The organism is Cupriavidus sp. FW305-46, assembly GCF_058787075.1.
Genome location: NZ_JBYSZI010000007.1, coordinates 33,887 through 48,255, shown reverse-complemented (window position 1 = coordinate 48,255; position 14,369 = coordinate 33,887). Strand labels below are relative to the sequence as shown.

General features: G+C 68.0%; 13 protein-coding genes. 9 read left to right on the top strand and 4 right to left on the bottom strand.

The window, feature by feature from the left end; all coding sequences use genetic code 11:
* Positions 1–11 precede the first annotated feature (11 nt).
* Both AC3WON_RS05170 and AC3WON_RS05165 read right to left on the bottom strand, forming a co-directional pair.
* Complete coding sequence (locus tag AC3WON_RS05170) at positions 12–2,054, bottom strand: sensor histidine kinase (RefSeq protein WP_492351287.1); 2,043 nt, start codon at positions 2,052–2,054, stop codon at positions 12–14.
* Positions 2,051–3,454, bottom strand: coding sequence for a sigma-54-dependent transcriptional regulator (locus AC3WON_RS05165; protein ID WP_492351286.1), 1,404 nt, complete (start codon positions 3,452–3,454; stop codon positions 2,051–2,053). The genes AC3WON_RS05170 and AC3WON_RS05165 overlap by 4 nt, the downstream gene beginning before the upstream one ends.
* 287 nt (positions 3,455–3,741) lie before the next feature.
* Here AC3WON_RS05165 and AC3WON_RS05160 point away from each other — a divergent pair, with 287 nt between their 5' ends.
* The 9 genes from AC3WON_RS05160 to moaA all read left to right on the top strand — a co-directional run bounded on the left by AC3WON_RS05160 (position 3,742) and on the right by moaA (position 12,592).
* Positions 3,742–5,172, top strand: coding sequence for an L-lactate MFS transporter (locus AC3WON_RS05160; RefSeq protein ID WP_492317003.1), 1,431 nt, complete (start codon positions 3,742–3,744; stop codon positions 5,170–5,172).
* Between the two features lie 43 nt (positions 5,173–5,215).
* Positions 5,216–5,338, top strand: a complete 123-nt coding sequence (locus AC3WON_RS05155) for an MFS transporter small subunit (protein WP_010809255.1) — start codon at positions 5,216–5,218, stop codon at positions 5,336–5,338.
* A gap of 290 nt (positions 5,339–5,628) precedes the next feature.
* Positions 5,629–7,068: a cytochrome ubiquinol oxidase subunit I gene (locus tag AC3WON_RS05150; protein WP_492351285.1), complete on the top strand. Its 1,440-nt coding sequence runs from the start codon at positions 5,629–5,631 to the stop codon at positions 7,066–7,068.
* 13 nt (positions 7,069–7,081) lie between these two features.
* The gene (gene cydB, locus AC3WON_RS05145; RefSeq protein WP_492317001.1) at positions 7,082–8,089 is read left to right on the top strand and encodes a cytochrome d ubiquinol oxidase subunit II; all 1,008 of its coding nucleotides are present in this window, start codon (positions 7,082–7,084) and stop codon (positions 8,087–8,089) included.
* Positions 8,089–8,226 carry a DUF2474 family protein gene (locus AC3WON_RS05140; protein ID WP_492317000.1) on the top strand — a complete coding sequence of 46 codons (138 nt, stop codon included), beginning with the start codon at positions 8,089–8,091 and terminating at the stop codon, positions 8,224–8,226. The genes cydB and AC3WON_RS05140 overlap by 1 nt, the downstream gene beginning before the upstream one ends.
* Positions 8,216–10,324 (top strand): FUSC family protein, encoded by a 2,109-nt coding sequence (locus AC3WON_RS05135; protein WP_492351284.1) that lies wholly within the window; start codon positions 8,216–8,218, stop codon positions 10,322–10,324. The genes AC3WON_RS05140 and AC3WON_RS05135 overlap by 11 nt, the downstream gene beginning before the upstream one ends.
* Positions 10,311–10,523 carry a DUF1656 domain-containing protein gene (locus AC3WON_RS05130; protein WP_018313632.1) on the top strand — a complete coding sequence of 71 codons (213 nt, stop codon included), beginning with the start codon at positions 10,311–10,313 and terminating at the stop codon, positions 10,521–10,523. Before AC3WON_RS05135 ends, AC3WON_RS05130 begins: the two co-directional genes overlap by 14 nt.
* Complete coding sequence (locus tag AC3WON_RS05125) at positions 10,520–11,344, top strand: HlyD family secretion protein (RefSeq protein ID WP_058696775.1); 825 nt, start codon at positions 10,520–10,522, stop codon at positions 11,342–11,344. The genes AC3WON_RS05130 and AC3WON_RS05125 overlap by 4 nt, the downstream gene beginning before the upstream one ends.
* Positions 11,345–11,491: 147 nt before the next feature.
* Positions 11,492–12,592 carry a GTP 3',8-cyclase MoaA gene (gene moaA, locus AC3WON_RS05120; protein ID WP_492351283.1) on the top strand — a complete coding sequence of 367 codons (1,101 nt, stop codon included), beginning with the start codon at positions 11,492–11,494 and terminating at the stop codon, positions 12,590–12,592.
* A gap of 24 nt (positions 12,593–12,616) precedes the next feature.
* Here moaA and AC3WON_RS05115 read toward each other — a convergent pair whose 3' ends face one another.
* Both AC3WON_RS05115 and AC3WON_RS05110 read right to left on the bottom strand, forming a co-directional pair.
* Positions 12,617–12,883: a transcriptional regulator gene (locus tag AC3WON_RS05115; protein WP_492316998.1), complete on the bottom strand. Its 267-nt coding sequence runs from the start codon at positions 12,881–12,883 to the stop codon at positions 12,617–12,619.
* Entirely contained in the window at positions 12,870–14,330 is a 1,461-nt protein-coding gene (locus tag AC3WON_RS05110) for an aminotransferase-like domain-containing protein (RefSeq protein WP_492316997.1), read from the bottom strand. The genes AC3WON_RS05115 and AC3WON_RS05110 overlap by 14 nt, the downstream gene beginning before the upstream one ends.
* Positions 14,331–14,369: the final 39 nt, after the last annotated feature.

The window sequence follows — 14,369 nt, the reverse complement described above, 5'->3', positions numbered from 1 at the left end:
AACATGCCATGTCATGGCTCGCCGCCGCCCGCCTCTGCCTGCGCCGGGGCCACCCCATCCTCGCGCAGCCAGACAATAAACTCGGCGCCCTGTCCCACCGCGCTCTCCACGGTAATGCGGCCGCCGTAGCGCTCCACCAGCGCATAGCTGATGGATAGCCCCAGACCCGTCCCCATCTGCTTCTTGGTCGTGAAGAACGGATTGAACAGGTTGGGCAAGTCTTCTTCCCGGATGCCGTGGCCGGTGTCGCGCACATGCAGCGTCACGCCCTGCCCGTCCCATTCGCGCGTGCCCAGCGTGAGCGTGCCGCCCTCGGGCATGGCGTGGATGGCATTGGTCAGCAGGTTGACCACCACCTGCTGCAACTCGCTGCGGCTGATGCGCACCTGGCGCGTGGCCAGGCAATCCAGCTCGACCCGGATCGACGCGCCCTTCAGCATGTGCTGGACCAGGTCGACGCAGCCGGCCGCCACTTCACTCACATCCAGGCGCTCGATATTGCCGGCGTAGGCCTCTGGCCGGACAAACTGCAGCAGCCGGCTGGTCAGCAGGTGGATACGCCGCACCTGCTCGTCGATCAGCCTCAACTCGTGCCGGACTGGCTCGGCAGCCGGGCCAAGAATCTCGCGCGCCACGTCCAGGTTGCCCTGGATGACCGCGATCGGATTGTTGATCTCATGTGCCACGCCCGCTGTAAGGTGCCCTGCGACGGCGAGCTTCTCCGACGTGATCAGCTGCTGCCGGGTGGCACGCAGCTCGGCGTTTGCGTCCTCCAGCTCGCGCGTGCGCTCCGCCACCTTGCGATCGAGCGAGTCCGCCCAGTCCCTGAGCTGGTCATTGCGCTGCCGCAGGGCCGACAGCAGCTGGTCGAACTGGCTGGCGAGCTGGCCCAGCTCGTCATCGCTGCGCACCGGGCCCACGCGCGCATCGGTGTCGCCCGCCTTCAGCGCCTGCATGGTGCCGACCATCCGCGCCATCGGCGCGAACACGCGCCTGGCCCAGAACAAGGCCAATAACGACCCCGCCACGCCCAGCAGCAGGAACAGGCCCACCAGCACCCCAAAAGCCAGGTTCTTCACCTGGCCGATGGGCCTGGCAAGATAGCCAACATAGAGCATGCCGATCCGCTCGCCGCGGCTGTCCACGATCGGCTCATAGGCGCTCATGTACCAGTCGCTGACCACGAACGCCAGGTCCAGCCATTTCTCGCCGCGCAGCAGCACCTTGTCGCGCACCTCGCGGGAGACCCGCGTTCCCAGGGCGCGCTCGCCATGGAACAGCCGCACGTTGGTGGCAATGCGCGTGTCGTCCAGGAACAGGGTCGCCGTGCCCTCGCTGCCACGAGGCAGCGATTCCGGCTGGTAGACCAGCGCGTTGATCGTGTCGATGAAGCCGAGGTTGTGGTTCAGCAGCGTGCCGCCATGCAGGATCGCCACCAGGGTTCCCGCCTGGTCAAATACCGGTGCGGCCGCGTGCATCACCATGCCGCGGCTTTCCTGGGTCCTGTCGGTCGGCGCTGCGTTGGCGGTGGGGCGTAGCGCCACCTGTGCGCGTCGGGCAAGCTCGCCGGAAACCGCGGCCAGTTGCGTGGCAGACCATGCGTCGGTGGCGGCGTCCGTGCGGCCGGCGGCGGCGCTGGCCACCACGCGCCAGGCTGCGTAATCCGCCCCTGCCGCGACAGCAGGCGCAGCGGCAAGCAGCCGCCCTTGCGGATCGAGCAACTGCAGGAAATCGAGCCCATGCGTGCGCCGCGCGTCAGCCAGGATCCCGGGCATGGCGCCGCCGCGGCGAAGTCCGTCCACCAGCGCATACGACCTCGCCTCCTGCAGGACACGGTCGCCCACGCCGCCGACCATATGCTCGAAGTACTCGTGGGCGACCAGCAGGTCGCTGTTGACCTTATAGGCAAGCAAGGCCTGGAACGCGCGATTGCCCCACAACCCCATGATCAGCAGCAGCGCCAGCAGCGCCACCAGCAGGGGCGCGACCACGATGGATACAAGCTTGGCCCGCAGCGAGGCGCGATAGCGGCGCAGCAGCGCAGCCGGGCTCAAGGACGCAGGCCCCACTGCAGGCACTTGCGGTCCAGCGTGCGGCGCGAGATGCCAAGCCGGCGCGCCGCTTCCACCCGGTTGCCGCCCTCGGCCGCCAGCACCTGCAGGATGTGCCGCCGCTCCACCGACTCCAGCAGGGTGCCGTCGTCGGCCGGCATGGCTGCATCCTCGCGCTCTTCTTCCGGAAGGTTGGCTTGAGCCGGATCGGCCTGGTGCGCCAGCAGCTCGACCGGGTATTCGCCAAGGATCAGCGCCCGCTCCACCAGGTTGCGCAGTTCGCGCGCATTGCCTGGCCAGTCGTAGCCCTTGAGCACCCGGATCAATGAGGGCGAAAGCGGCACCGCCGGCAGCCCGAGCTGGGCCGACAGCTGCTCCGAGAAATGCTCGGCCAGCGGCACGATGTCTTCCGGCCGCGTGCGCAACGGCGGGATGCCGACGGACACGACGTCGAGCCGGTAGAACAGGTCCTGGCGGAAGCGCCCGGCGGCGACCTCGTTGGCCAGGTTGCGGTTGCAGGCCGCGACGATGCGCACGTCCACGGCAATCTCGCGCTCGGTGCCGAGCGGCCGGATGCGCCGATCCTCGATCACCCGCAACAGCTTGGCCTGCATCGCCAGCGGCAGCTCCGAGATCTCGTCCAGGAACAGCGTGCCGCCGTCGGCATAGAGGAACAGGCCATGGCGCCCGCCGGCCGCGCCGGTGAAGGCACCCTTGGCGTGGCCGAACAATTCGCTTTCGATGATCTCGGGCGCCATCGCGCCGCAGTTCAGCGGCACGAACTGGCCCTGCCGTCCGCTCAGGCGATGCAGCTCGCGCGCCACCACTTCCTTGCCGGTGCCGGACTCGCCCGTCACCAGTACCGTCGATGGCATCGGTGCCACCCGCGCCACCAGCGCCACGACCTTCTTCATGGCCTCGGACTCGCCAATGAAGTGCTTGTGGATGGTGTACTTGTCCAGCTCGCGGCGCAGCAGGTAGTTCTCGCGCGCGAGCCGGGTCCGGTCGAAGCAGCGCCGGATCGCATTGAGCATCTGGTCGACGCGGAACGGCTTGACGATGAAGTCCGCCGCGCCCGAGCGCAGCGCGGCAATCGCCGTGTCCATGTCGGCGAAGGCCGTCATCAGGATCACGTCGGCGGGGTTGCCGGCCGCGCGCAGTGCCTTGAGCCACTCCATCCCGCTGGCACCGGGCAGCGCCACATCGAGCAGGATCAGGTCGAAATGCCGTTGCTCCAGCAGCGCGGCACCCGCTTCGGCGCTGTCGGCCGTCACTACGCTGCCCACCTTGCCTTCGAGCGCGCGCGACAGGAACGAACGCATGCCGGCCTCGTCGTCCACCACCAGGATCGTGCGACGCTGCCAGTTGTCGGCATCGGGCGGGTTGCTTTGTCTTTCGCTCATCACTTTAGTTGTTGCGGGCCAAGGGAAGAGTCTAGCGACAGTCGGCCACCCGGCTGTATTGGGAATTAAACCGAGCCGGCCGCCGCACATGGACATTTTGGCCCGGGCAAGGGGCCTCCGTCCGGACATTTTGTCCAAGGCTGCGCCCCGGCGCGCGGGGCCGCGCGACGCAATCCATTGACGACAAAGGGATTGCGCCTTGGGCATGGCTTTTGCTGAACCACGCACTCCAGCCCGTCGCATCACGCGCAAAAAGAGGCTGCCACTTCCAGGTAGGAGACACCTTCATGTCATACCCCGCGCAAGCGCAAACGCCCTCGCAGAAGTCCCAGCACGCGTCGCCGTCCCGGCCAGCATCACGCCCGTCGGCCTTCTCCAAGGAGGCCATCATCGCCCGCCCCGGCTTCAACCGCTGGATGGTGCCGCCCGCGGCGCTGGCGGTGCACCTGTGCATCGGCCAGGCCTATGCCTTCTCGGTCTTCAACGAACCGCTGACCCGGATCCTTGGCGTCACGCAGTCCGCGCCGGGCGACTGGCAACTGACCACGCTGGGCTGGGTGTTCTCGCTGGCGATCTTCTTCCTCGGCATCTCTGCCGCCTTTGCCGGCAAGTGGCTGGAGAAGGTCGGGCCGCGGCGCACCATGTTCACTGCGGCGTGCTGCTTCGGCGGCGGCTTCCTGGTGTCGGCGCTGGGCATCTGGCTGCATCAGATCTGGCTGCTCTACCTGGGCTACGGCGTGCTGGGCGGAATCGGGCTGGGGCTGGGCTACGTGTCGCCCGTGTCCACGCTGATCCGCTGGTTCCCCGACCGCCGCGGCATGGCCACCGGCATGGCGATCATGGGCTTCGGCGGCGGCGCGATGATCGGCGCGCCGCTGTCGGTCGCGCTGATGAACACCTTCAAGAGCGCGACCAGCGCGGGCGTGGCTCAGACCTTCCTGGTGATGGGCGTGGTCTACTTCATCTCGATGTCGATCGGCGCGCTGGCCATCCGCATCCCGGCCCCGGGCTGGGCGCCCCCGGGCTACGTTCCCACCACCAAGGCCCGCAAGATGGTCACGCACGCCAACGTGCATATCGACCAGGCGCTGAAGACGCCGCAATTCTACCTGCTGTGGGTGATCCTGTTCCTGAACATCACCGCCGGCATCGGCGTGCTGGGCCAGGCTGCGGTGATGATCCAGGAAACCTTCAAGGGCAGCATCACTGCGGCAGCCGCCGCCGGCTTCGTCGGCCTGCTCAGCATCGGCAACATGACGGGGCGCTTCCTGTGGAGCTCCGCCAGCGACTACTTCGGCCGCAAGATCACCTATGCCATCTTCTTCGCCTTCGGCGCCGCGCTGTACATGGCGGTGCCGGCCGTCGGCTCGTCCGGCAACGTGGCCCTGTTCGTGGTCTGCTACTTCCTGATCCTGACCATGTATGGCGGCGGCTTCAGCACCATTCCCGCCTACCTGGCCGACATGTTCGGCACGGCCTACGTCGGCGGCATCCATGGCCGCCTGCTGACCGCCTGGGCCGCTGCCGGCATTGCCGGCCCGGCGCTGGTCAACTACATCCGCGAGCACAAGCTGGCCATGGGTGTGCCCAGGTCAGAGGTCTATGTCGACACCCTGCACATCATGGCCGGCCTGCTGGTGGCGGGGTTCGTCTGCAACCTGCTGATCCGGCCGGTGCATGAGCGCCACCACCTGCGCGAAGCCACCAGCGCAGCCTGAGCGCCACCCCGGCTTCCGATACCAATACACAGGAGACACCACCGTGCAAGACGACCGTACTTTCGGCAAGACGCTGCTGCTGCTCGCGTTCTGGGCATACGTGCTGATCCCGCTGGGCGCGGGGATCTGGTCGACCCTCGGCAAGGCCATGAAGCTGTTCAGCTGAGCGCTCGCGCCGGCCATCCGCTGCGTCCTGATCCATCTTCGCAGCGCACACCCGAGTGCCTCCTGACTGGTGCCGCGGGATCCTGTCGCATGACTGTGATCCCGCGCAATCGCGTCATCTGTACCGGTGGCGCGAAGTGCCTGGCAAGCGCTGCTTCCGGCCTGAAGAACTGAGCTTGAACGGTTCCGCAAGAACTGTATCCCTAGCGGGCAGGCTGTAGTCCTTACGCTTGTCCGTAGTCTCGCGCGACACGCCGTCGTGCCGGCGGCCACCCCACGGAGAGCACATCGATGTACGGACTCACAGCCCTGGAACTCGCTCGAATCCAGTTCGGATTCACGGTTTCCTTCCACATATTATTTCCCGCCATCACGATCGGGCTGGCATGTTTCCTGGCGTTCCTGGAAGCACGCTGGCTCTACACCAAGGACACGGTGTACAGGACCCTGTACCAGTTCTGGATCAAGATCTTCGCGTTGAACTTCGGCATGGGGGTCGTTTCCGGCCTGGTCATGGCCTATGAGTTCGGCACCAACTGGTCTGGCTTCTCGCAGTTTGCGGGGAGCGTCACCGGACCGTTGCTGACCTACGAGGTGCTGACCGCCTTCTTCCTGGAAGCGGGCTTCCTGGGCGTGATGCTGTTCGGCTGGAACCGGGTCGGGCCGGGGCTGCATTACTTCTCGACGGTGATGGTGGCGCTCGGCACCATGATTTCCTCCACCTGGATCCTGGCATCCAACAGCTGGATGCATACGCCGGCCGGCTACGTCATCGTTGCCGGCAAGGTGGTGCCGACCGACTGGCTCGAGGTGATCTTCAACCCGTCGTTCCCCTACCGCCTGGCGCACATGGTGATCGCCGCGCTGCTGTCCACGGCACTGTTCGTGGCGGCATCCTCGGCCTGGCAGCTGCTGCATGGCCGCGCCGTGCCCGCCGCCCGCAAGATGCTGTCGATGGCGCTGTGGATGGTGCTGATCGCTGCGCCGATCCAGGCGGTGGTGGGCGACGCCCACGGCCTCAACACGCTGGAGCACCAGCCCGCCAAGATCGCGGCGATGGAGGGGCACTGGGACACCGCGGCCAAGGATGACAAGGGCGGCTTCCCGCTGATCGTCTTCGGCATCCCCGACATGGAACGCGAGGAAACCCGCTACGCCATCGAGATTCCGCGCCTCGGCAGCCTGATCCTCACGCACAGCCTTGACGGCCAGATCCGCGGCCTGAAGGACTTCCCCAAGGAAGACCGCCCCAATGCCACGGTGCTGTTCTTCACCTTCCGCATCATGGTTGGCCTGGGCGTGGCGATGATCCTGTTCGGCCTGCTGGGCTGGGTGCTGCGCCGCAACGGCGCCCTGTACCGGTCCAAGGCTTTCCTGCGCCTCGCGGTGCTGATGGGCCCCGCCGGCCTGATCGCGCTGCTGGCCGGCTGGATGACCACCGAGATCGGCCGCCAGCCGTGGGTGGTCTATGGCCTGCTGCGTACCCATGATGCCGTTTCCGCGCATGCGGCCGGCCCGGTGGCGCTGTCGCTGGCGCTGTTCGTGGTGATCTACTTCGTCTGCTTCGGCGTGGGCATCCGCTACATGCTCAAGCTGGCCAGCGCCGGCCCCGCCCCCGACGCGCACCCGCACGAAGAGCCGTCCTACGGCCCCGGCAGCGTCGTCCCCGCCGCCATCGCCGCGGCTTCCACACCCAACCCGATGGCCCCGCACGGCCAGCGCGAATCCTGAACAGGTGATCAACATGGGTATCAACCTTCCGGTTATCTGGGCCGCCCTGATCTTCTTCGGCGTGATGATGTACGTCATCATGGACGGATTCGATCTTGGCATCGGCATTCTCTTTCCCTTCGTCGGCGACCGTCATGACCGCGACGTCATGATGAACACGGTGGCCCCGGTCTGGGACGGCAACGAAACCTGGCTGGTGTTGGGCGGCGCGGCGCTGCTGGGCGCCTTCCCGCTGGCCTACTCGGTGCTGCTCAGCGCCTTCTACCTGCCGCTGATGTTCATGCTGATGGGGCTGATCTTCCGCGGCGTGGCCTTTGAATTCCGCTTCAAGGCCAGCGACCGCAGCCGCCCATACTGGGATGCCGCGTTCACGTGGGGATCGGTGCTCGCCGCCTTCTTCCAGGGCGTGACACTGGGCGCCTATATCGACGGCATCGCCATGGAAGGCACCACCTTCACCGGCGGCGCGCTCGACTGGCTGGCGCCGTTCCCGGTCTTCTGCGGCGTGGGCGTGGTGATCACCTATGCCTTCCTCGGGGTCACCTGGCTCATCATGAAGACCGAGGGCCGCCTGCAATGGACCATGCTGCGCGTGACCAACGTGCTGACCGGCGTGATGCTGGCAATGGTCGCGGCGGTGAGCGTGTGGACGCCGCTGACCCATCCGGAGATCGCGCAACGCTGGTTCGCGCTGCCCAACCTGTTCTTCTTCCTGCCGGTCCCGCTGCTGGTGCTGTTCTCGGCCTTCGGCATCTACCGGTCCCTGCGCAAGCACCCGAACGTGTCGCCGTTCCTGTATGCGCTGCTGATGATCTTCATGGGCTATACCGGGCTTGCCATCAGCATCTGGCCCAATATCATCCCGCCGTCGATCTCGATCTTCGATGCGTCGTCGCCCCCGCAAAGCCAGGGCTTCGCGCTGGTCGGCACCCTGTTCATCGTGCCGATCATCCTGGCCTACACCTCCTGGTCCTATTACGTGTTCCGCGGCAAGGTCAAGCGCGGGGAGGGGTATCACTGATGGCCAGGATCCTGCAATCGCGGCTGGCGGCCCGCCTGGGCTGGCTGCTGGCCCTGTGGCTGGCGGGGGTCGGCACGGTCTTTGTCTGCGCAAGCCTGATGAAGCTGCTGATGCGCGCAGCCGGGCTTGCCAACTGAAGCCATGCCGTCCTCTGGCCCGCTCTCCCGTCCCGCGCTGCCCGCGCGCACCGCCGGCGTGTTCGACACGCTCGCGGCAGCCTGGGCGGGACGCCCCGACCTTGCACCCTGGCTGCATTCGCTGAAGGTGTTCGGCGCGGCGATGCTGGCGCTCTACGTGGCGCTGGCGCTCGGGCTGCCGCGGCCCTACTGGGCCATGGCCACCGTCTACCTGGTGTCCAGCCCGCTGGCCGGCGCCACCTATGCCAAGGGCACCTACCGCGTCTTCGGCACGCTGCTGGGCGCGGTATGCGCGGTGGCGCTGGTGCCCTGGCTGGTCGACGAGCCGGTGCTGCTGATGGCCGCGATCGCGTGCTGGACCGGCACCCTGCTCTACCTGTCCTTGCTGGAGCCGGCGCCGCGCAACTACATCTGCCTGCTGGCCGCCTATACGCTGTCGATCGTGGCGCTGCCGACGGTCACCAACCCGGCCACGGTCTTCGACGTGGCCCTCACCCGCATCGAGGAAATCGTCATCGGCATCGTCTGCGCCAGCGTGGTCAGCGCGGTGGTGTTTCCCTCGCGCACCACGCCGGCGCTGGCCGCGCGCGCGTCGGCGTGGCTGGACCACGCCTCGCGCTGGATCACCGACGTGCTGGCCGCCGGCGCCAGCGCGGGCCAGCGCCATGACAGCTTCAGCCTGCTGGCCGCCGATATCCTGGCAATGGAAACCCAGCTGGCGCAGCTGACCTATGAAGCCGACGGCGCCCTGACCCTGCGGCGCGCACGTGCCCTGCACCAGCGCATGACGGCGCTGCTGCCGCTGGTGCTGGCGCTGGCCGATGCCGCCAGCGCCTTGCGCCGGCATCCGGCGGGCATGCCTGACACCGTCGCGCAGCGCATGCGCGCCACGCTGGCCTGGATCGCCGGCGACGCCGGCGCGTCCCGGCCCCCGCCTTCCTGGTACCCGGCAGGCACCACGCCCGCCGCACCCGCGGACTGGCATGCACGGCTGGTCGCGGCGACCTGCACCTACCTGGATGGACTGGGCGATCTCTGGCAGGACTGCCGCCTGCTGCAGGCCAGCCTGCGCCAGGGCGGAAGCGAGCCCACCGCGCTGCGGTACCGCGTGGAACCCGCCGGGCAGGCCCGGCACCATGACCACGCGCAGCTGGTGTTCCGCGGCGCCACCGCCGGCTCGGCCACCTTCGTCGCGGGCCTGCTGTGGATGGTGTCGGGCTGGGTCGACGGCGCGGTCCCGGTCGGCCTGGCCGCGCTTGCCAGCTGCTTTATCGCCACCACCGCGGAGCCGCGGCTGATGGCCGGCCGCGTGATCGCGTGGAGCATCGGCTGTGCGCTGCTGTCCTGGTATTACCAGTTCGTGGTGCTGCAGCTGGCCCATGACTTCGGCTCGCTGGCCGCCCTGCTGTCCGGGCCGTACCTGGTCATCGGCGCCATGACGACGCAGCCGCGCAATGCGCTGTTCGGCGTGTTGCTGGCGGTCACGGCGGCGTCGTTCCCGGGCCCGCAGCACCTGACCGCGGCCAGTTTCGCCGGCATCTTCAACAGCAGCCTGGCAAGCCTGGCGGCGCTGGTGTTCTCCGCCTTGTGGGCGGTCCTGATGCAGCCCTTCGGCCAGCAGCTGGTGGCCTACCGGCTGGCCAGGGCCAACTGGAACGAGATCGCGCTGGCGGCGCACCCACGCGCGCCGGTCAACAGCGCACGGCTGCGCGGCCGCATGCTGGACCGGCTGCTGCGCCAGTGGCCGCCATTGACCCGCCGCAACAATGCCAGCGGCAGGCAGGCCGGCAGCGCCGTTGCCGACTTCCTGGTCGAATCCGCCGCGCTCGCGCTGCGGCGCGCCCCCGCTGGCGTGCCTGCGCCGCACCGCCGTGCCGTGGAGCGCGTGCTGGCCGGCGTGGCACGCCACTACCGCCAGTGCGCGCGCGCCGGCCATGCCCGCCCGCCCGCTCCGGCACTGGCGGCGCTGATCGACGCGGCCTTCGTGGCGCTGGCCTCGTCGGCGCACGGCAGCCCCCGCACCGCGCTGGCGGCACTGGCCACCCTGCGGCTGGCCCTGTATCCGCCTACCGAAGGAGAGCCCCATGCACGCCACTGAGTTCGACCTGTACGGCGTCTTCGTGCCGGCCACCGTGGTGTGGATGCTGGCCGCGTTCGCGGTAACCGCCGGCGTGCGCGCCGTGCTCGCCCGGATCGGCTTCTACCGCATCGTCTGGCACCGGTCCTTGTTCAATTTCTCGCTCTATATCCTCGTACTGGGCGCGATCGTCGCGCTCGTCTGGCAGGCTCCATCATGATTCGCAAGCTTTCGCTGCTCGGCCCGGTTGCGGTGACCCTGGCGGCCGTGGTCGCCGCGGCGCTGACCGCCTGGCATTTGTGGCAGTACTACACCGAGGCGCCCTGGACCCGCGACGGCCATGTGCGCGCAGAAGTGATCCAGGTCGCGCCGGATGTCTCCGGCCTGGTCACGGCCGTGCTCGTCGGCGACAACGCCCGGGTGCAACGCGGCCAGGTCCTGTTCGTGGTAGACCAGGAGCGCTTCAGCCTGGCCCTGAAACAGGCCCAGGCCGAAGCCGCTTCGGCGCGCGCCGCGCTGGCACTGGGCCGGCGCCAGGCGGCGAACGCGGCCGCCGTGGCTGCCGCGCAGGCGCGCATCGACGAAGCCGATGCCGCGGTGGACGTGGCCAGGCTCAACCTGGCCCGCTGCCGCGTGACCAGCCCGGTCGACGGCCATGCCAGCGACCGCCTGCCGCGCGTCGGCGACTTTGCCACCCGCGGCAGGCCGGCCCTGTCGGTGGTGGCCAGCGGCTCGCAGTACGTGGAAGGCTATTTCGAGGAAACCAAGCTGCCCGCGATCCGCGTCGGCAGCGCCGCCGAAGTACATATCATGGGCCAGCGCACTCCCTTGCGCGGACATGTGCAGAGCATTGCGCCCGGCATCGAGGACCAGGACCGCGCCATCGGACCCAACATGCTTCCCAGCGTCAACCCGACCTTCAACTGGGTGCGCCTGGCGCAGCGCATACCGGTGCGAATCGCACTGGACCAGGTGCCGGCCGGCGTCCATCTGATCGCCGGCCAGACCGCGACGGTGCGCATCCGGGCGCCGCGAGAATGAGGCGCCCGACGCAGCCATACCGGCCCCGCCGCAACTGTTCTGCTTCCGCTCCTGCCGATTTGTACGCCTGCCGGGCGGCCATCGGTCCCTACCATGGACGGCATGGCATGCGCCATGCCCCACCCCATTGCCCCCGGGAGATTCGCCATGCAAGCAGCGCTTGTGCAAGAAATGCCCGCCACCCGCAGTCCTGAGGCGCCCGCGCCGGACCATGCATCACCCGCCTGCCGGGACCAGCTGGGCCGTCCGCTGCGCGACCTGCGGCTCTCGGTGATCGACCAGTGCAACTTCCGCTGCACCTACTGCATGCCCAAGGAGCGCTTCGGGCGCGACTATCCGTTCCTGTCGCCCGAGCAGCGCCTGTCCGATGCGGAGCTGCTGCGCATCGTGCGCGCCTTTGTCGGCCTGGGCGTCGAGAAGGTGCGCCTGACCGGCGGCGAGCCGCTGCTGCGCAAGGGCATCGAGTCGCTGGTCGAACGCATTGCGGCCATGCGTACCCTGGATGGCCGGCAGGTGGAAGTGGCCATGACCACCAACGGCAGCCTGCTGGCCCGCAAGGCGCGTTCGCTGCGCGACGCGGGCCTGGGCCGGGTCACGGTCAGCCTGGACAGCCTGGATGACCAGATCTTCCGCGCCATGAACGATGTCGATTTCCCGGTCGGGCGCGTGCTGGAGGGCATCGACGCGGCCATCGCGGCGGGCCTGGCACCAGTCAAGGTCAACTGCGTGGTCGAGCGCGGCACCAACGACGCGCAGGTGCTGCCGATGGTGGAGCACTTCCGTGGCAGCGACGTCACGCTGCGCTTTATCGAATATATGGATGTGGAAGGCCCGAGCGGCTGGTCACAGTCACGCGTCGTCCCGTCCGACGAGATCCGCGGCATGGTCGAACGCGCGCATGCGCTGCTGCCGGTCACCCGGCGCGACGGCGAAACCGCCAGCAACTACCTGCTGGCCGACGGCAGCCTGAAGCTGGGCTTTATCTCCAGCGTTTCGCACCCGTTCTGCGGCGATTGCACCCGCGCACGCGTTTCGGTCGACGGCCGGCTTTACCTGTGCCTGTTCGCCACCAGTTCTGTCGACCTGCGCCAGCACCTGGGTGCCGCACGCCCCGATGAAGCCGTTGCTGACGCGGTCCGGCAAGCCTGGCAGGCCCGCGGCGACCGCTACTCAGAGCTGCGCGCGGACCGGCTGGCCAGCGGCAAGCGCCAGTACCCGACGGTGCGCATGTCGCTGGTAGGGGGCTGAGCCGCGGGCGCGGCTTTCGGTCACTCAGTCAGGATTCGGGAAAGCCTGCGCGGCAAGCTCCGCGCCGGCTGGCGTCAGGCTCGCGTGACCGCGGCCTTCCTGGTCGATCGCCACGTCCGCCAGTCCGGCGGCTTGCAGCTGCGTCAACACGCGCCGCAGCACGCTCATCGGCAGTTGTGCCCGCTTCGCGATCTTGGCCAGCGACCAGGGGCTGCCGCCACTCTCGCGCCCAGCCTGCCACAAGACCTGGAGCGCCGCGACCATGGCGGGATCGATGTCAGCGTCTTCCATGCTGGTGCTCCTCCTCGCCCGGCTCGCGGCTGCGCGCCAGCAGGTGCTGCGCGATCTTGCCCAGCGTCTGCACGGCGGACTCGATGCCGGGCGACCATTCCCCGCTGTAGTTCAGCCGGATGCAATGGCGGTAAGTGGCCCCGGGCGCAAACATATGCCCGGGCGCAATGGTGATGCGGTGCTCCAGCGCGGCGTGGTACATCTCCATCGCATCGATGCCCTCCGGCAGCTGCACCCACAGCACATAGCCCCCCGCAGGGCGCGACGGGGTGGTGCCGTTCGGGAAGAACCTGCGCACCGCGGCGGCCATGATGTTGGCCTGCTGCGCATAGGCCTTGCGCACCCGCCGCAGGTGGAAGTCGTAGCCGTCGTTCTTCAGGAACTCGGCAATCGCCAGTTGCGGAATGGCGGGCGTGGTCAGCGTGTTGAGGAACTTGAGCCGTTCCACCGCCTCGCGGTAGCGGCCCGGCAGCGCCCAGCCGATCCGGTAGGCATTGGTCAGCGTCTTGGAGAATGAGGAGCAATGCAGCACGATGCCGGCCTTGTCAAACGCCTTCAATGAACTGGGATGGGCCTCGCCGTAATAGAGCTCGCCGTAGACGTCGTTCTCGATGACGGGGATGTCCTTCTCGGTCAGCATGGCCACCAGCGCGCGCTTCTTCTCATCGGGCATCTGGAAGCCGAGCGGGTTCTGGAAATTGGGCATCACCATGCAGGCGGCCACGCCCTTTTCATCGATCAGCCGCGCCAGCTCGCCGAGGTCGATGCCTTCCACCGGATCGGTCGCCACCTCGATGGCGCGCATGCCCAGCCGCTCGATGGCATGGAGCATGGCGTAGAAGGTTGGCGACTCCACTGCGATGGTATCGCCCGGCCTGGCCACCGCCTGCAGGCAGAGGTTGATGGCCTCGGTCGCGCCGATGGTAACGATCACCTCGTTCGGATCGATGGCGTAGCCGTTCTCCAGGTAGCGGCGCGAGATCTGCCGAATCAGCTCGGGGCTGCCGGGCGGCAGGTCGTCGAGCATGGTCCACTTGGCATAGCGGCGCGCGATATTGTTGGCGTACTGGTTGATGCGCTGCCACGGAAACAGCGAAGGGTCCGGATAGGGCGAACCGAGCGGCACGGCATCATCGGAACGGATCGACCGCAGCGTGGAAAGCACCAGCGCGCTGACATCCACCGCCGAGGGCTTGGCACTGGGCCTGGACGGGCGCAACTCGACCACCGGCTCCCCCGGCCGCGCGCGCACGAAATAGCCGGACTGCGGCCGGCTTTCGATGATGCCGCGGCTCTCCAGCAAGACGTAGGCGCGGATCACGGTGGTGATGCTCATGCGGTGGTGCTGGCTGGTTTGCCGCACCGAGGGAATCCGCTCGCCGGGCAGCAGCACACCCTGTTGCACCAATGCCTCGATGTCCGCAGCCAGTTTTTCATATAGTTTCACGCTGCGCTCCCCTTCCCATGTCCCTTGCGCCCGGCCGGT